The 16,390-nt window shown below is 70.9% G+C and carries 14 protein-coding genes and 1 pseudogene; 11 read left to right on the forward strand and 4 right to left on the reverse strand.

The genetic code is table 11. The annotated features are described in order from the left end of the window. Window positions 1–41 precede the first annotated feature (41 nt). The 3 genes from ABZ154_RS13785 (at window position 42) to ABZ154_RS13795 (ending at window position 4,076) form a co-directional block, all read left to right on the forward strand. Window positions 42–1,895, forward strand: a complete 1,854-nt coding sequence (locus tag ABZ154_RS13785) for a glycosyltransferase family 2 protein (RefSeq protein ID WP_356832161.1) — start codon at window positions 42–44, stop codon at window positions 1,893–1,895. A 3-nt stretch (window positions 1,896–1,898) separates the two neighbouring features. Continuing rightward, the gene (locus ABZ154_RS13790) at window positions 1,899–3,854 is read left to right on the forward strand and encodes a kelch motif-containing protein (protein WP_356832163.1); all 1,956 of its coding nucleotides are present in this window, start codon (window positions 1,899–1,901) and stop codon (window positions 3,852–3,854) included. A gap of 66 nt (window positions 3,855–3,920) precedes the next feature. Further along, complete coding sequence (locus tag ABZ154_RS13795) at window positions 3,921–4,076, forward strand: hypothetical protein (RefSeq protein ID WP_356832165.1); 156 nt, start codon at window positions 3,921–3,923, stop codon at window positions 4,074–4,076. Window positions 4,077–4,157: 81 nt separating this feature from the next. On the opposite strand, the gene ABZ154_RS13800 is transcribed toward ABZ154_RS13795, so the two are convergent. Both ABZ154_RS13800 and ABZ154_RS13805 read right to left on the reverse strand, forming a co-directional pair. Further along, window positions 4,158–5,234: a glycoside hydrolase family 6 protein gene (locus tag ABZ154_RS13800; RefSeq protein WP_356832167.1), complete on the reverse strand. Its 1,077-nt coding sequence runs from the start codon at window positions 5,232–5,234 to the stop codon at window positions 4,158–4,160. 202 nt (window positions 5,235–5,436) lie between these two features. Further along, on the reverse strand, window positions 5,437–6,420 hold the full coding sequence (locus ABZ154_RS13805; RefSeq protein ID WP_356832169.1) for a DUF5937 family protein: 984 nt from the start codon (window positions 6,418–6,420) through the stop codon (window positions 5,437–5,439). Between the two features lie 88 nt (window positions 6,421–6,508). Here ABZ154_RS13805 and ABZ154_RS13810 point away from each other — a divergent pair, with 88 nt between their 5' ends. The 4 genes from ABZ154_RS13810 (at window position 6,509) to ABZ154_RS13825 (ending at window position 10,472) form a co-directional block, all read left to right on the forward strand. Next, a complete protein-coding gene (locus ABZ154_RS13810; protein WP_356832171.1) occupies window positions 6,509–7,783 on the forward strand; it encodes an MFS transporter in 1,275 nt (424 codons plus the stop codon). A gap of 10 nt (window positions 7,784–7,793) precedes the next feature. Next, on the forward strand, window positions 7,794–8,303 hold the full coding sequence (locus ABZ154_RS13815) for a MarR family transcriptional regulator (RefSeq protein WP_026241067.1): 510 nt from the start codon (window positions 7,794–7,796) through the stop codon (window positions 8,301–8,303). A gap of 55 nt (window positions 8,304–8,358) precedes the next feature. After that, window positions 8,359–8,685 carry a DUF3817 domain-containing protein gene (locus ABZ154_RS13820; RefSeq protein ID WP_356832173.1) on the forward strand — a complete coding sequence of 109 codons (327 nt, stop codon included), beginning with the start codon at window positions 8,359–8,361 and terminating at the stop codon, window positions 8,683–8,685. A gap of 86 nt (window positions 8,686–8,771) precedes the next feature. Beyond that, window positions 8,772–10,472 (forward strand): methylmalonyl-CoA mutase family protein, encoded by a 1,701-nt coding sequence (locus tag ABZ154_RS13825; RefSeq protein ID WP_356832175.1) that lies wholly within the window; start codon window positions 8,772–8,774, stop codon window positions 10,470–10,472. A 45-nt stretch (window positions 10,473–10,517) separates the two neighbouring features. Here ABZ154_RS13825 and ABZ154_RS13830 read toward each other — a convergent pair. After that, window positions 10,518–10,720 (reverse strand): annotated as a pseudogene (locus tag ABZ154_RS13830) (ATP-binding protein); the annotation flags it as partial. Beyond that, window positions 10,717–11,361, reverse strand: a complete 645-nt coding sequence (locus ABZ154_RS13835; protein WP_356832177.1) for a TetR/AcrR family transcriptional regulator — start codon at window positions 11,359–11,361, stop codon at window positions 10,717–10,719. The gene ABZ154_RS13835 and the pseudogene ABZ154_RS13830, both read right to left, overlap by 4 nt. Window positions 11,362–11,774: 413 nt before the next feature. Between ABZ154_RS13835 and ABZ154_RS13840 the strand changes: the two genes are divergently transcribed. From ABZ154_RS13840 to ABZ154_RS13855, 4 genes are all read left to right on the forward strand, one after another. Next, on the forward strand, window positions 11,775–12,743 hold the full coding sequence (locus ABZ154_RS13840) for a tetratricopeptide repeat protein (RefSeq protein WP_356832179.1): 969 nt from the start codon (window positions 11,775–11,777) through the stop codon (window positions 12,741–12,743). A 667-nt stretch (window positions 12,744–13,410) separates the two neighbouring features. Continuing rightward, window positions 13,411–14,052, forward strand: coding sequence for a DUF6230 family protein (locus ABZ154_RS13845; RefSeq protein ID WP_356832181.1), 642 nt, complete (start codon window positions 13,411–13,413; stop codon window positions 14,050–14,052). Between the two features lie 96 nt (window positions 14,053–14,148). Then, a complete protein-coding gene (locus tag ABZ154_RS13850) occupies window positions 14,149–14,718 on the forward strand; it encodes a DUF6114 domain-containing protein (RefSeq protein WP_356832183.1) in 570 nt (189 codons plus the stop codon). Beyond that, entirely contained in the window at window positions 14,708–16,072 is a 1,365-nt protein-coding gene (locus ABZ154_RS13855; RefSeq protein ID WP_356832211.1) for a hypothetical protein, read from the forward strand. Before ABZ154_RS13850 ends, ABZ154_RS13855 begins: the two co-directional genes overlap by 11 nt. Window positions 16,073–16,390 lie beyond the last annotated feature (318 nt).

Here is a 16,390-nt window from a genome sequence, read left to right on the forward strand (position 1 = left end):
CTTCTGTGGGGATATCAACCCGTTCGACAGTGGGAGGCACGGTGCGGTCGGAGGGCTACGACTACGACACCTACAGCCGGCTCGCGGGTCCGCTCACCGAGCCGGACCCCGAGGGATACCGAGTCCGGTACCGATCCCTTCTCTCGACGGAGAAGCACCGAATAAGGGCCGTCCTCCTGATGACGCTCGCCCCGGTGCTCACCGGCATCCTGCTGCTCTACCTGGTCTGGCCCACGCACTGGACCGAGCGGGAGAACGGGGAGCGGTGGCTCGTCGTCGCCGACACCGTGATGCTCCTCTCGATCGGGCTGATCGAGATATTCATGCTGGTCAACGTGGTCTCCATCGCGCACGCGACGATGGTCGCCCGGGACCCCGTACCCGTGACGCCCGAGCCGGGCACCCGGGTCGCCTTCCTCACCACGTACGTACCCGGCAAGGAACCGCTCTCCATGGTGCGCGCCACCCTGAAGGGCGCGGTGCGCCTCACCCACCCCGGGCCGCTGGACATCTGGCTCCTCGACGAGGGCGACGACCCGGCCGCCCGGATGCTCTGCGCGGAGCTGGGCGTGCACCACTTCACCCGGCGCGGGGTGCCCGAGTGGAACCGTAAGAAGGGCGTCCACAAGGCGAAGACGAAGCACGGCAACTACAACGCCTGGATCGCCCTGCACGGCGACGCCTACGACTTCTTCGCCTCGGTCGACACCGACCACGTGCCGATGCCCAACTTCCTGGAGCGGATGCTGGGCTACTTCCGGGACCCGGACGTCGCCTTCGTCGTCGGACCGCAGGTCTACGGGAACTACGACTCGGCCGTCACCAAGGCCGCCGAATCGCAGCAGTTCCTCTTCCACGCGCTGATCCAACGCGCGGGCAACCGCTACGGCGCCCCGATGTTCGTCGGCACCAACAACGTCGTCCGCGTCGCCGCCGTACGCCAGGTCGGCGGCCTGTACGACTCGATCACCGAGGACATGGCGACCGGCTTCGAGATCCACCGCCGCCGCAACCCCCTCACCGGACGCTACTGGCGCTCCGTCTACACCCCCGACGTGCTCGCCGTCGGTGAGGGGCCCGCCTCCTGGACGGACTTCTTCACCCAGCAGCTGCGCTGGTCGCGGGGAACGTACGAGACGCTGTTCAAGCAGTACGGCAAGGCGCTGTTCCGGGTGCCTCCCGGCAGGCTCCTCAGCTACACGCTGATGCTCGTCTACTACCCGATGACGGCCGTCAACTGGCTGCTCGGCGTGCTGAGCTGTGTGCTCTTCCTCTGGTTCGGGGCGTCCGGCACCCAGGTCGCCGCCTCCATCTGGCTGATGCTCTACAGCGACGCCGCGGCCCTCCAGATCGGGCTCTACCTCTGGAACCGCAGGCACAACGTCTCCCCGCACGAGCCCGAGGGCTCCGGAGGTCTCGCCGGGATGGCCATGTCCGCGCTCTCCGCCCCGATCTACCTCAAGTCCCTCGGCTCGGCGGTGCTGCGCACGGACGGCCGGTTCGTCGTCACGCCCAAGGGCGGCCAGGTCTCCCCGGACCGGCTGCTCACCTTCCGTATCCATCTCGCCTGGGCCGCGGTCCTGCTCTCCTCGCTCGTCGCCTCCGTCCACCTGAACCACACCCATGTCGCGATGCGGACCTGGGCGACGCTGGGCCTCGCCATAGCCCTCTCCCCGGTCGCGGTCTGGGCGTGGACCGAGTGGCAGGACCGGCGTACGCGGGGACGCAGCGCCGCCCTCGCACCCGCCGCCGCATCCCCGCCCGCTCCCGTGCGACAGCCGCTGCCCGCGACGGCGTTCGTCACCACGACGACCACCACCACGACCACGAGTGCCCCGGCGACCAGCAGCGCGAGCGCCGGTACCACCGCCACCACCACCGCAGGAGGGAACTGACCCATGGCCTACCGGCCTTCGAGGAAGATGCGGAAGACGCTCCTGGGCGGCGGCGCCGTGGTCGTGCTCGCGGGGCTCAACGCCCCGGCGGCGCTCTCCTTCGCGGAGGACCAGTACCACGCGTACAAGATCGCCCAGCCGGAGTACAAGGCGGAGTACGGCTCCTGGGAGCGGGTCGACATCCCGAAGGAGTACCGCACCAACGCCATCCACGCGGCACTCCTGCACACCGGGAAGGTGCTGATCGTCGCGGGCTCCGGCAACGACGAGAAGAACTTCGACGCGGGCACCTTCGACACCGTGCTGTGGGACCCGGCCGAGAACGTCTTCCAGAAGATCCCCACCCCCGAGGACTTCTTCTGCGGCGGCCACGCCCAGCTCCCGGACGGGCGGCTGCTGATCGCCGGCGGTACCGCCCGCTACGAGGTCCTCGACGACAAGGTGAAGCGGGCCGGCGGCGGCATGCGGGTGAAGAACGAGAACCCGGACAAGCCGCTGAAGCTGAAGAAGGGCACGGTCTTCCGCTCTCCCTCCGGTGTCGAGTACGTCGCCAAGTTCGACGTCACCGTGCCCAAGGCGAAGCGCGAGTTCGAGGTCACGTACTTCAAGAGCGGCCAGATGAAGCCGTGGAAGACGAAGGTGACGGCGGCGGAGCAGCGGGTCTTCGTGGAGGCGGTGAACGACGGCGTCGAGGCGGTGGCGGCCGAGGCCGCCCAGTACGAGATCGTCGGGCTGAAGGGCCAGGAGGCCGACAACTCCTACGGCCTCGCCGAGAAGATCACCATGGACAAGCAGGACTTCCAGGGGATCAGGGCCGCCTACGAGTTCGACCCGACGGCGGAGAAGTACATCAAGGTCGACCCGATGAAGGAGGCCCGCTGGTACCCGACGCTCGTCGGCCTGGAGGACGGCAGGGTGCTCTCCGTCTCCGGTCTCGACGACGTCGGCGCGATCCTCCCCGGCGACAACGAGATCTACGACCCGAAGACCAAGAAGTGGTCCAAGGGCCCCTTCCACTACTTCCCGACCTACCCGGCGCTCTTCCTCACCAAGGGCGGCAAGCTCTTCTACCCGGGCGCCAACGCCGGTTACGGCCCGGCGGAGAAGGGCCGCGAGCCCGGGATCTGGGACATCAAGAAGAACACCTTCACCAAGGTGCCGGGGCTGACCGACCCCGACGAGCTGGAGACGGCGGCCTCGCTGCTGCTGCCGCCCGTGCAGGACCAGAAGGTGATGGTCCTCGGCGGCGGCGGGATCGGTGAGTCCAAGAAGTCCACGGCCCGCACGGCCGTCATCGACCTCAAGCAGGCCAGCCCGGCCTTCACGGCCGGCCCCGACCTGCCGCAGGGCACGCGCTACCTGAACAGCGTGATCATGCCGGACGACACGGTCTTCACCAGCGGCGGCTCCGAGGACTACCGGGGACGCGGCGACAGCAACATCCTCAAGGCGCAGTCCTACGACCCGAAGACCAACACCTTCAAGGAGGCGGCCGAGCCGACGGTCGGCCGTAACTACCACTCCGAGGCGCTGCTGCTGCCCGACGGCCGGGTCGCCACCTTCGGCTCCGACTCGCTCTACGGCGACAAGGACAACACCAAGCTCGGCAAGTTCGAGCAGCGCATGGAGGTGTACACCCCGCCGGCCCTGCACCGTGGCAAGGACAAGCGGCCGGTGATCGGGGACGGCCCCGACGCGGTCGAGCGCGGCGCGAGCGTCACCTTCAAGACCGGCGACGCGGACCGGATCGCGACGGCCCGGCTGATGCGGCCGAGCGCGGTCACACACACCACGGACGTGGAGCAGCGCTCCATCGAACTGGGCGTGAAGAAGGGGAAGGGCGAGGTGAGCGTGAGCGTGCCGGACGACGCCACGCTGGTGCCGCCCGGCTGGTACATGCTCTTCGTCACCGACACCGACGGCATCCCGTCCGAGGCGAAGTGGGTCAAGGCCGGCTGAACAGGGAGGCAGAGCGGGGGGGCACCCGCGCGCGTCAGTACGGTCAGCAAGGGGCGCAGCACGCGGTTGGTCGCCTGGGACATCGCGCCGGGCGGCGGGGAGTACGAGAACCGGCTGGTGCTGGTCGGCATCGGCGCCAAGGAGACGGTGTCCCTCAGCGGCGCCCGCATACCGGCGGACCACTCCGCCGGACGCTGGGAGCCGATCTCCGCCCGGGGGTGAGGGGCGGCCGGAGACGGGAGCGGTCGGAGCTGGGGGCGGCCGGAGCCGGGTAAGCCGGGACCGGCTCACCGCGCGAGGGCCTCAGGACTTCGCGCGGTGGGCCAGTCCCAGGGCGTACTCCGGCCACCAGGTGCCCGCCTCGGGGCCGCCCCGGCAGGTGCCGTCCGACTCGCCGGGCCGCTTGATCCACAGGTAGGCGTCGAGCCGGTCGTCGCGGGTGTCGGTGGTCGGGGGCGTGCCGAGCGCCCGGCCCGGCGGGTTGCACCAGGCCTCGGCGCGGTCCCCGGTCAGGGGGCCGCCGCCGTTGCGGCTGGTGTCGATCACGTAGTGCGCGCCGCCGACGGCGTCGGAGAGGCGAGCTCCGTACTTCTTCACGTCGGCGGTCCGCTGGAAGTTGGAGACGTTCAGCGAGAACCCGTCGGCCCGGTCGATCCCGGCCTGTCGCAGCGGTTCGGCGATCTTGGACGGTTCCTTGATCCAGTCCGGGTTGCCCGCGTCCAGGTAGACCTTGGTCCGCGGCTTGGCCTTGAGCGTGTCCACGGCCTCGGAGAGCAGCTGGAAGCGCTCGGCGTGGTGCTCGGGCGGGGTGCAGCCGTCCGCGACGTGGGGGAGGGCGTCGGGCTCCAGGATCACGGTGGCCGGGGCGTCGCCGATGGCCTCGGCGAACTCCCCGAGCCAGGTGCGGTAGGCGTCCCCGTCCTTAGCGCCGCCCGCCGAGTAGAGCCCGCAGTCACGGTGGGGGATGTTGTACGCGACGAGCAGGATGCTCTTCTTCGTCTCGGCCGCGGCCTTCGCGGCGGCCACGATGTCGGGCCCGGGCGCGTCCCAGGCGGGCCAGAGCGCCACCGGCCGGTCGGCGATCCGCCGCAGCGCCTTCGCGTCGTCCTCCCGGCCCTGCCGGTCCCAGGCGCGCACCTGACGGGCGGCGTCGCTGTCCGGGTCCACCCAGTACGGGGAGGCCGCGCTCGGCGCGGGTTCGCCCCGTACGGGGTCGGCCGCGGCGGCCGTGGGGCTCGGGCCGTCCGGTGAGGAGCAGCCCGCGGCGAGGGCGGTCGTCAGGGCGACGGCGGTCAGGACGGGGAGAACGCTGAAGGCTCCGGAGAGTCTGAAGGCTCCGGAGACTTTGGAGACTGTGGGGATGATTCTGCGGCCGGGCATCCAGCCCCCTCGGACGACGGTGGCTCACGGGCTACGGGAGCATATGCGCTGGTGGCATACGGACGACGGCACAGCGGAACACGGCTGAGCACGGAGAGACAGTGTCAATCGTGACATATCAGTCACCGTGAGTGGCGGTGCGACACCATCGGTGACCACCGAACGCCCCGGTGCGGCCGCAACCGGGAAGCCGGGCCCCTGCTCAGCCCGAGACCGCCAGCGCGACCCCCAGCGGCGTGCGCTCGTACAGCACCTGGTGTCCGTACCGCCGCGACGTCAGCAGTCCCGCCCCCCGCAGCACCGACAGATGCGCTGATACGGAGGAGGGGGCGAGCCCGAGCCGGTGGGCCAGGGCGCTCGTGCCGGCCGGTTCGTCCAGCGCGTGCAGCACGTCCGCCCTGGCCCGGCCCAGCAGCCGGGCCAGGGCGTCCGGTGTCCGCTCACCGGCCGCGCTCCACAGCCCGCCGATCCCGCGCGCCGGGTAGATCAGCCCGGGCTGCCACGGCTCCTGGTGGCCGCCCACCACCTCGGGCCAGACGAAGACGCTCGGCATCAGCACCAGCCCCCCTCCGCCCAGCACCTGATGGTGGTCGCCCCGCGTCCCCTCCACGGTGAGTGTCGAGCCGTTCCAGCTCAGCTGCGCGCTCACCTCGCCGAGCAGCCCCGCGAGCCCGTTGTCCGCGAGCCGGCGGGAATGGTGGGCGATGTCCGCCTCCAGGACCGCCCGCAGCCGGGGCCAGTACGGTTCGATCAGTGTCTGCCAGGCCCGCTCCAGCAGATCGGCGATCTCGCGCACGGTCCGCGCTGGGTCGGCCAGCAGGCGTCGGCCGGCCGCGGACTCCAGCGCGGCGGGCCGCTCCGACAGGGCCAGCGCCATGTCCGCCCGGGCGACCTCCGGATCGACCGCCCGGACCGCCGCGATCTCCTCCTCGAAGGTGGCCAGCGGGCCGATCGGGGGCGGGCAGATGAAGTCCGGATTATGGCCGCCGTCCGGCATGAGCAGCCACAGCGGTGCCAGATCGAGGGCCGCGGCCGCCTCGCGGATCTGCCGGAGCCAGGGGAGGTGGTAGCCGTGCCGGTAGGGGCGGGCCAGCGTGCGCACGGCCTCCTGGGTCTCGACCAGCGGTGAGAGCGCGAACCGGCAGCGCAGCAGGTCGCTCTCGTCGAAGTGCAGCTGGAACGGCACGCTTCCCCCCCATGGCCGCCGACCGGTGAACATTCGCCTCCGGCCGAAACTCTACGGCGCAGGGGTGCATCGGGCCCAGGCTCTTGTCATGTCCCAGGGATCTGCCACCGCCCCGCCCGCCGGCTACCGCGCCGTCTTCGCCGTGACCGAGTTCCGGGCCGTCTTCGCCGCCCACCTGCTGTCGCTCCTCGGCGTCGTCGTCAGCGAACTCGCCCTCACCGTCCTCGTGTACGACCTCACCGGCTCCCCGCTGCTCAGCGCCCTGACGTTCGCGCTGGGGCTGCTCCCGTACGTGATCGGCGGGACGCTGTTCGCCGGGGTCGCCGACCGCTGCCCGGCCCGCCGGGTCCTGGTCGTCTGCGATCTCGTCTGCGCGGCCTGCGTCGCCGTGATGCTGGTGCCCGTCGTCCCGGTCGCCGGACTCCTCGCCCTGCGCTGCCTGGTCGCCGCGGTCGCGCCGGTCTTCACCGGGACCCGGATGGCCGCGCTCACCGACATCCTGGGCGACGGCGACCTCTATGTCCTCGGCCGCTCCCTCCTGCGGATCGTCTCGCAGAGCGCGATGCTCATCGGCTTCGGCGCGGGCGGCGTGCTGCTCACCGTGCTCTCCCCGCGCGAGGCGATCGCCGTCACCGTGGTCACCTTCCTCTGCTCGGCGGCCCTCCTCCGCTTCGGCACCCGCGACCGCCCCGCCCGCGCCGGGAACGGCTCCGCCACCCTGCTCAGGGAGTCGTTGTCCGGGGCCCGCCTGGTGCTGGGCGACCGCCGGATCCGGGCGCTGCTGCTCCTGCTCTGGCTGCCCCCGATGTTCGTGGTCGCCCCGGAGGCGCTCGCCGCCCCGTACGCGGCCGAGATCGGCGCCGGTCCGGCCGCCCTCGGGCTGCTGCTCTGCGCGATGGCCGTCGGCCACGTGGGGGCCGAGCTCTTCGTGGGGTCCGCGCTCCGCCCCCGGACCCGCTCCCGGATCGTGCTGCCGGTCGCCGCCGTGGGCCTGCTGCCGCTGGTGGTGTACGTGGTCCGCCCGGGGCTGCCGCTCGCCCTCGCCGTCCTCGCGCTGGCCGGGATGGGGGCGGCGTACGTCATCGGGCTCGACCAGTGGTTCGTGGACGCCGTGCCGCCCGAGCTGCGCGGCCGGGCCATGACGCTGCTCACCGCCGGGCTGATGACGATCCAGGGCACCGGGATGGCGCTGGCGGGGCTCGCGGCCGAGTTCTTCCCGGTGCACCACGTGGTCGCCGGATCCGGAATCATCGGTACCGCCGTCGCGCTCCTCGTCGTCGCCGAGGTCCGCCGTACGGCCCCCGGTCAGATGTCCGATACCGAAAGGCGAGACGGGGCTGACCGGCATGTGACCAGTCGGTAAGGTCGGTGCCGTGCCGAAGCCGCTCAGCCTTCCCTTCGACCCCATCGCCCGTGCCGAGGAACTCTGGCATCAGCGCTGGGGGCCGGTGCCCTCGATGGGGGCGATCACCTCGATCATGCGGGCCCAGCAGATCCTGCTCGCCGAGGTCGACGCCGTCGTCAAGCCGTACGGTCTGACCTTCGCCCGGTACGAGGCGCTGGTGCTGCTCACCTTCTCCAAGGCCGGTGAGCTGCCGATGTCCAAGATCGGTGAGCGGCTGATGGTGCACCCCACCTCCGTCACCAACACGGTGGACCGGCTGGTGAAGTCCGGCCTGGTGAGCAAGCGCCCCAACCCCAACGACGGCCGCGGCACGCTGGCCTCGATCACCGACAAGGGGCGCGAGGTCGTCGAGTCGGCCACCGAGGACCTGGTCGCGATGGACTTCGGGCTCGGGGTGTACGACGCCGAGGAGTGCGCGGAGATCTTCGCGATGCTCCGGCCGCTGCGGGTGGCGGCGCAGGACTTCGACGAGGGGTGAGTGAGGCCCGGGGGTGGGCGAAGATCGCCCCGGCCGCCCCGTTACGCTCGTGTCCATGAAACAGAACGTGCTCACCCGCTACCGGGTGATGGCTTACGTCACCGCCGTCTGGCTGCTCGTCTTCACGGTGGCGATCATCGCGAAGTACGCCTTCGACACCGGCGACACCATGGTGATCTCCCAGATCCACGGCGTGCTGTTCATCGTCTACGTCATCTTCGCCTTCGACCTCGGCTCCAAGGCGAAGTGGCCGTTCGGCAAGCTCCTGTGGGTGCTGGCGGCCGGCTGCATCCCCTTCGCCTCCTTCTTCGTCGAGCCGAAGGTCAGCCGCGAGGCCCAGGTGCTGGTCACCAAGCCCGCCACGGAGCCCGCGCAGGCCTGACCGGCACGGCACCCTCACCGCCCCGCGCAAAAGCGCCGGGCGGTTTGCCATCGACATTTACTAGGACGTCCTAGTAAATTCGAAGCATGGACGCTGACGCGATCGAGGAAGGCCGCCTCCGCTGGCAGGCCCGTTACGACAAGGCCCGCAAGCGTGACGCGGACTTCACCACGCTCTCCGGGGACCCGGTGGAGCCGGTCTACGGGCCGCGCCCCGGCGACACGTACGAGGGGTTCGAGCGGATCGGCTGGCCGGGGGAGTACCCCTTCACCCGCGGGCTGCACCCGACCGGCTACCGGGGCCGCACCTGGACCATCCGCCAGTTCGCCGGCTTCGGCAACGCCGAGCAGACCAACGAGCGCTACAAGATGATCCTCGCGGCGGGCGGCGGCGGACTCAGCGTCGCCTTCGACATGCCGACCCTGATGGGCCGCGACTCCGACGAACCGCGCTCGCTCGGCGAGGTCGGCCACTGCGGGGTCGCCATCGACTCCGCCGCCGACATGGAGACCCTCTTCAAGGGCATCCCGCTCGGTGACGTCACCACCTCCATGACGATCAGCGGCCCCGCCGTCCCGGTCTTCTGCATGTACCTGGTCGCCGCCGAGCGCCAGGGCGTCGACCCGGGGGTGCTCAACGGCACGCTCCAGACCGACATCTTCAAGGAGTACATCGCGCAGAAGGAGTGGCTCTTCCAGCCCGAGCCCCATCTGCGCCTCATCGGCGACCTGATGGAGCACTGCGCCTCCTCCATCCCCGCCTACAAGCCGCTCTCCGTCTCCGGCTACCACATCCGCGAGGCCGGGGCGACGGCCGCGCAGGAGCTGGCGTACACCCTCGCGGACGGGTTCGGCTATGTGGAGCTCGGCCTCTCCCGGGGCCTCGACGTCGATACGTTCGCCTCCGGGCTCTCCTTCTTCTTCGACGCCCACCTCGACTTCTTCGAGGAGATCGCCAAGTTCCGCGCCGCGCGCCGCATCTGGGCCCGCTGGATGAAGGAGACGTACGGCGCCAAGACCGACAAGGCGCAGTGGCTCCGCTTCCACACCCAGACCGCCGGGGTCTCCCTCACCGCGCAGCAGCCGTACAACAACGTCGTACGAACGGCTGTCGAAGCCCTCTCCGCCGTGCTCGGCGGCACCAACTCGCTCCACACCAACGCCCTGGACGAGACCCTCGCCCTCCCCTCCGAGCAGGCCGCCGAGATCGCGCTGCGCACCCAGCAGGTGCTGATGGAGGAGACCGGCGTCGCCAATGTGGCCGACCCGCTGGGCGGCTCCTGGTACGTGGAGCAGCTCACCGACCGCATCGAGGCCGAGGCCGAGAAGATCTTCGACCAGATCAGGGAGCGCGGCACCCGGGCACATCCCGACGGGCAGCATCCCATCGGCCCGATGACCTCCGGCATCCTGCGCGGCATCGAGGACGGCTGGTTCACCGGCGAGATCGCCGAGTCCGCCTTCCAGTACCAGCGGTCCCTGGAGAAGGGCGACAAGCGGGTCGTCGGCGTCAACGTCCACCACGGCTCGGTCACCGGCGACCTGGAGATCCTCCGGGTCAGCCACGAGGTCGAGCGCGACCAGGTCAGCCAGCTCACCGCGCGCAAGGCCGCCCGGGACGACGCGAAGGTGAGCGCCGCGCTGGGCGCGATGCTGGCCGCGGCCCGCGACGGCTCGAACATGATCGCGCCGATGCTGGACGCGGTACGGGCCGAGGCCACGCTCGGCGAGATCTGCGAGGCGCTGCGCGAGGAGTGGGGCACGTACACGGAGCCGCCGGGCTTCTGAGGCTCTACGGAGCCAGGGCTCGCCCCGCTGCGGGCCCTCCCCGCCGAACGCCACCACGAACAGCGCCCCGCCGCCCGGCGCCGCCCCCACCGTCAGCTCCGCCCCGTGCGCACGGGCGGTCTGCCGGGCCATCGCGAGCCCGGCCCCGTGCCGGGGAGGGCGCGGGCGGCCCCGGAGCGGCAGAAGCGGTCGAGGACGTACGGGGGATCCTCGGGCGCGGTCCCCGGCCGGCGGTCCCGAACCGCTACCAGGTGTGAGTGGCGCTACCCGCCTCGGCGCCGGCCAGTCCGAGCAGCAACAGCGTCGTGAACCCGCTCGCCCACGCGGCGTCCACCGGTTCGGCGCTCACCAGCGTGCGGTGCACCACGGCTCCGGCGATCACGTCGAAGATCAGGTCCGCGTTGCGGGCGGCGGCCGAGGCGTCGTCCTCGTACCGCAGCTCGCCGCGGGCCTGGGCCCGTTCCCGGCCCAGGAGCACCAGCCGCTTCTGCCGGTCCACGATGGCCGAGCGGATCCGGCGGCGCAGCGAGTCGTCCCGGGTGGACTCGGCGACCACCGCCATCAGCGCCGTCCGGGTCTCCGGCCGCTCCAGCAGGGCGGCGAACTGGAGCACCACGCCCTGCACGTCGGCGGCCAGACTGCCCCGGTCGGGGAGCTCCAGCTCGTCGAAGAGGACGGCCACCGCGTCCACCACCAGCTCGTTCTTGCCCGCCCAGCGCCGGTAGAGGGTCGTCTTGGCGACGCCTGCCCGGGCCGCCACATCGCCCATGGTCAGCTTCGACCAGCCGAGGTCGACCAGGGAGGCGCGCGTCGCCTCCAGGATCGCGGCATCGGCGGCGGTGGAGCGCGGGCGTCCTGTTCGGGCGGTTCGGGGGTCGGTGCGGCTCATGATGCGGCGACCATACCGGCCGGTAGGGAGGTCCGGTCCGCCCCGGGTTCCGTGAGACAGATCACCGGGACGGCCTGTTCCGGCGGGCCGATCGGCAGTTACGCTACGGGTCGTAGCGTAAGGAGGGCGGCAGGCCCGCCCCGTACGCCACGGAACGAACGAGCGACAGCCACAAGGCGCCGGGTGGGGACCCGGAGCCGCACGGGCCGGCCGGATGGGGATCCGGAAGGCCCACCGGGTCCTATCCGGGCCCGTCTCTGTTCCACCGGGGTCTTTTCGGAGCCCCGCCGGGGTTCTTCGGGGCCCCGGGGACCGTCTCTGTCCGTCCGCCCGGCGCGCCGGCCGGCGCCGCGGACCGGCCCGGTTCTTGTATCGCTTTCCGGAACGGTGTGCTCAGGGGGGAGGATGTAGGTATGCAGCCTAGGAACATGTCCATGAGCGGCGTCGTCGACCTCGCCGCTGTCAAGGCGGCCGGCGAGGCCAAGGCCAAGGCGGAGCAGGCCCGTGCGCAGGCCGCCCGCACAGGGGACGCCGGTGCCGTGACGCCCGCCGCCCTGGTGATCGACGTCGATGAAGCAGGCTTCGAGCGCGATGTCCTCCAGCGCTCCGCCGAAGTACCCGTCGTCATCGACTTCTGGGCCGAGTGGTGCGAGCCGTGCAAGCAGTTGGGCCCCCTGCTGGAGCGCCTGGCCGTCGAGTACAACGGCCGCTTCCTGCTGGCCAAGGTCGATGTCGACGCCAACCAGATGCTGATGCAGCAGTTCGGCATCCAGGGCATCCCGGCGGTCTTCGCCGTCGTGGCCGGGCAGGCCCTCCCGCTCTTCCAGGGCGCGGCCCCCGAGGCCCAGATCCGCGAGACGCTGGACCAGTTGATCCAGGTCGGCGAGGAGCGGTTCGGCCTCACCGGGATCGCCGTCGACCCGAACGCCTCGCCCGACGCCGTCCCGGCCGAGGTGCCGGCCGGCCCGTACGACGCCCTGCTGGAGGCCGCTGCCTCCGCTCTCGACGCCAACGACTTCGGCGGCGCCGTGCAGGCGTACAAGAACGTGCTCACCGACGACCCGGCCAACCCGGAGGCCAAGCTCGGCCTGGCCCAGGCGGAGTTGCTCGCCCGCGTCCAGACCATGGACCCGAACGCGGTCCGCAAGGACGCGGCGGACGACCCGGGCGATGTGACCGCCCAGGTCGCCGCCGCCGACCTGGACCTGGTCGGCGGCCATGTCGAGGACGCCTTCGGCCGGCTCGTCGAGGTGGTCCGCCGCAACACCGGCGACGACCGCAACACCGCCCGGCTGCGACTGCTGGAGCTCTTCGAGGTGATCGGCCCCGACGACCCCCGGGTCACCGCCGCCCGCACCGCGCTGGCGCGCGTGCTGTTCTGATCGCCGCATGTGAGGGCGAAGTGGTCGCGAGCTGATTGTCCCGTTCGCGAGCTGATTGTTCCGATGTGACAAGACGGCCGTGATGCCCCTGGGGTATCACGGCCGTTTTGCCGTCCGCACGCCAGGAGACACCCCCGCTTTACCAAGAATTGACAATGAGACGTGCTGTTACTGGCAGTAAGTCGATGAGGTCGCTCTGTCTGGTTTCGGCTGAGTTTCCCGCTGTTTCGATGTCCTTTTCGTGCCACCCTGTGTGGCCGCACGCTGGCGCCCGGTCGTACCACGGTTATCAGGTCGTTACTGGCAAGTAACGACCCCCCTTGTGCGGCGGCGCCGAATGCACCACGATCGGCCACGCTCGGTCCCATACCTTCAGCCCGGTCTCCAGCCGGTGCCGAGGGGCCTGTTGGGTCCCCACCGAGTGGGCCGGCGGCAGTGGCGCCGGTCGTGGACAGGGGGGTTCTCGCCAGGAGGCGGGGCCTGTCCGGCCGGCTGTACACACCGTGCAGCCAGTGGTTTGTCGCTCGGGGGTGAACGCCGGTGCAGCGGATGCGGTACACGCCTCCGTCTGCGGGCGCTCTCCTTCCCGAGGACGTAGCACTTCTCCCATCCCAGGACGGGTTTCCCACCCGCCCGGAGATGTACGTCCGAGAAGAAGGAGCAAGTTATGAGTTCCCAGGTTCGCGGTGGGACAAGATGGAAGCGTTTCGCCCTGGTCATGGTGCCGAGCGTCGTCGCGACGGCGGCGGTGGGCGTCGGGCTCGCGCAGGGTGCGCTGGCCGCGTCCTTCGCCGTGTCCGGCCAGAGCTTCAAGGTCCGGACCGACAAGCTGGTGGGCGATGACTTCGTCCAGTACGGCAGTGTTGCCGTCGGCAAGGACCTCAAGGGCAACGATGCCCAGCACCCGGTGGCGGTCTCGGGCTTCAGCAAGGCCACGATCACCAACATGTGCCAGTCGGTGGTCACGCCGGAGGTGCCCTTCGGCATCGGCAACGTCAGCCTGCAGCTGAGGGCCGGCACCAACCCGGAGAACCCGGTCGTGGCGACCAACCTCTACCTGGACATCGCCCAGCTCGACGCCGACGCCTACTTCGAGAACATCGACATCGGTGTCGCGGCCGGTTCCGTCGGTGCGCCCGGCATCCAGCCCGGGACCGAGAAGGGGGTCAACCCCAACGGCTTCGCGCAGCGGGCCAAGAAGGCCACCCTGACCGATGTGAAGCAGACGGCGTGGGCGACCACCGCCGGCACCTTCAAGCTCAGCAACCTGAGCCTGAAGCTGCACAAGGGCGTCAAGGAGTGCTTCTAAGCACTCGCCCGGGTGGCCGGGGCGCCCCGGCAGGGTCTTCCGGCCGCCCACCCTTTCTCCTCTCACAGCAGTACCGGTTCCAGGGAGCTGTTTTCCATGAGCCCCGAGTCCACAGGGCAGAACGAGCACAACCTCACCGTCTACCGGCGGGGATTCCGTACCTGGCGGGGTAACCGGCCGTTCTGGGCGGGTCTGTTCACCATGCTGGGCGGTGCGCCCATCGCCTACTTCCCGTACGCCGATCTCCACCTCGGCAACATGACGCTGGCGATGTCCACCACTGCCGGCGCCGGATCCCTCATCATCGGGGTCCTGCTGATCACGCTGGGCCTGACGATGTGGTTCCACAGCATCGTCCGGGTGTTCGCCGGTGTCGCGGCCATCCTCCTCGCGCTGATCTCCCTGCCGGTCGCCAACATCGGTGGCTTCGTCATCGGATTCCTTCTCGCGCTCATCGGCGGAGCCCTGTCCATCTCCTGGGCACCGGGCGAGCCCCATGCGGACGAAGCGGCCTTGCGGGACGCCCCGTTGCCGCTGGACAAGCAGCAGCCGGAGAGCGGGTACGCCCCCGAGGGCGCCCTGCAGGGCGCGGCTGTCCCGCAGCAGCCGGCGGGTGACCACGACGCGGCCTCCGGCTATGACGGGGGGACACATCGTGCGGGGTGACGAGCAACAGCAGCCGAACGCGTATGCCGAGGACGGCCTCCGCGAGCGCAAGGGCCCCCGCCACGCGGCCCCCAAGAAGTCGCTGCTGACCAAGTTGCACATGCCGAGCGGCAAGAAGGCCTTCGCGCTCGCCGCGATGCCGACCGCCGTCTTCGTCGGCATGGGCCTCACGCCGAAGCTCGCCATGGCCGACGGCAACCCCGACATCCCCTTCGCCCCGGGCCCCTGCGTCACCCGGTCCGACGAGCCCGACGCGTCCGCGTCCGAGTCCCCGAAGGCCACCCCGACCCCGTCGGCGACGCCCACGGACAAGGGCGAGCAGCCGGACAAGGGCCAGCAGCCGGGCCAGGACGACGGCGCCACCCCGAAGCCCACGGAGAGCGGCACGCCAACCGGGGACCCGGCGGCCGACGAGAAGCCCGACGCGGGGCAGAAGCCCGACACGACCGACGAGAAGCCCGCCGAGGAGCCGAGCCCCACCCCGACGCCCACCCGGTCGAAGAACCCGATCGACCCGCTGGGCCTGGGCGACGCCCTCAAGGACCTCTTCGACCCGGACAAGGGCAAGGACCCGGCCGAGGAGAAGCCCGACGAGACGGCGAGCCCGTCCCCGAGCCCCGCGGCCGACTCCCCGGAACCGGCCGACGAGCCGAAGGATCCGGAGAAGGACGCGCCGAAGGACGCGGCGGACGGCCCCGCGAAGGACGCCACCGACCGGGCGAAGGAAGAAGCCGGAAAGACGGCCGACGCGATCCGCGATGCCGCCGAGAAGGCGGGCGAGGACGTCAGGGAGCTCGACGACGACGTCAAGGGACTCGACCCCAGGAAGGACGAGGACATCCCCGACGGCGCCAAGCCGCGCTTCCCCTGCCCCGAACCCGACCCGGAGGCCCTCGCCGCGGCGTCCCTGGAGCCCGGCATCCCGCTGCTGCCGGCCGACCCGTGGATCCTGGAGTCCTCGCTGCTCACGCTCAACGGCCTGGACTACAAGGGCATCGTCGAGGTGAAGAAGTCGGACGGTTCCATCAAGAAGGTGCTGAAGTTCACCGCCAGCTCCATCGACATCAAGGACCTCCACCAGCTCACCACCGGCCCTGCGGGCACGACCGGCCACGTGAGGTCCCGTCCGGGCTCCACGTCGACCATCCGCAACGGCACGGTGACGATGTACACGGAGGAGCTGAAGGGCAACCTCTTCGGCCTCATCCCGATCACGTTCAACCCGCAGACCCCGCCGCCCCTGAACGTGCCCTTCGCCTTCTTCACCAAGGTCAAGGTCACCCAGGCCGGCCAGTTCGGCGGCTCGCTCAGGGTCCCGGGCCTGCAGAACTACCTCGACGGCGGCAAGAACTAGCCGCCGCCTGCTCCCGTCCGGGAGCCGCACAGAGCCGTGGGCTGTACCCCTCGCGAGGGGTACAGCCCACGGTCATCTGCCGTGGAGAACAGCGGGCCGCGTCACCGGCGCACGGTGAGCGGTTCGTCCAGTCCGGGCGGCCCGGCGGTGATGTCCCGATCCTCACGGAAGGCGTCGAACGGGATGCCCGGGGCTGACCGGGACGAACGCCGAGCATCAGCCGCCTCACATTTCCCGCACGCCCCGGCAACCTTTCCGCGAGCGGCGGCAACCAGGGGGCACGGGCCAGGCACCGAACTGCCCTGCCCGCCCCTGCCG

It is taken from the genome of Streptomyces sp. NPDC006261 (assembly GCF_040613515.1).
GTDB lineage: Bacteria > Actinomycetota > Actinomycetes > Streptomycetales > Streptomycetaceae > Streptomyces.

Bases quoted from the DNA above. Each gene is read 5' to 3' on its own strand.
- ABZ154_RS13790 (WP_356832163.1), top strand. From the start codon at position 1,899: ATGGCCTACCGGCCTTCGAGGAAGATGCGGAAGACGCTCCTGGGCGGC.
- ABZ154_RS13800 (WP_356832167.1), bottom strand. From the start codon at position 5,234: ATGCCCGGCCGCAGAATCATCCCCACAGTCTCCAAAGTCTCCGGAGCC.
- ABZ154_RS13810 (WP_356832171.1), top strand. From the start codon at position 6,509: ATGTCCCAGGGATCTGCCACCGCCCCGCCCGCCGGCTACCGCGCCGTC.
- ABZ154_RS13820 (WP_356832173.1), top strand. From the start codon at position 8,359: ATGAAACAGAACGTGCTCACCCGCTACCGGGTGATGGCTTACGTCACC.
- ABZ154_RS13825 (WP_356832175.1), top strand. From the start codon at position 8,772: ATGGACGCTGACGCGATCGAGGAAGGCCGCCTCCGCTGGCAGGCCCGT.
- ABZ154_RS13835 (WP_356832177.1), bottom strand. From the start codon at position 11,361: ATGAGCCGCACCGACCCCCGAACCGCCCGAACAGGACGCCCGCGCTCC.
- ABZ154_RS13840 (WP_356832179.1), top strand. From the start codon at position 11,775: ATGCAGCCTAGGAACATGTCCATGAGCGGCGTCGTCGACCTCGCCGCT.
- ABZ154_RS13845 (WP_356832181.1), top strand. From the start codon at position 13,411: ATGAGTTCCCAGGTTCGCGGTGGGACAAGATGGAAGCGTTTCGCCCTG.
- ABZ154_RS13850 (WP_356832183.1), top strand. From the start codon at position 14,149: ATGAGCCCCGAGTCCACAGGGCAGAACGAGCACAACCTCACCGTCTAC.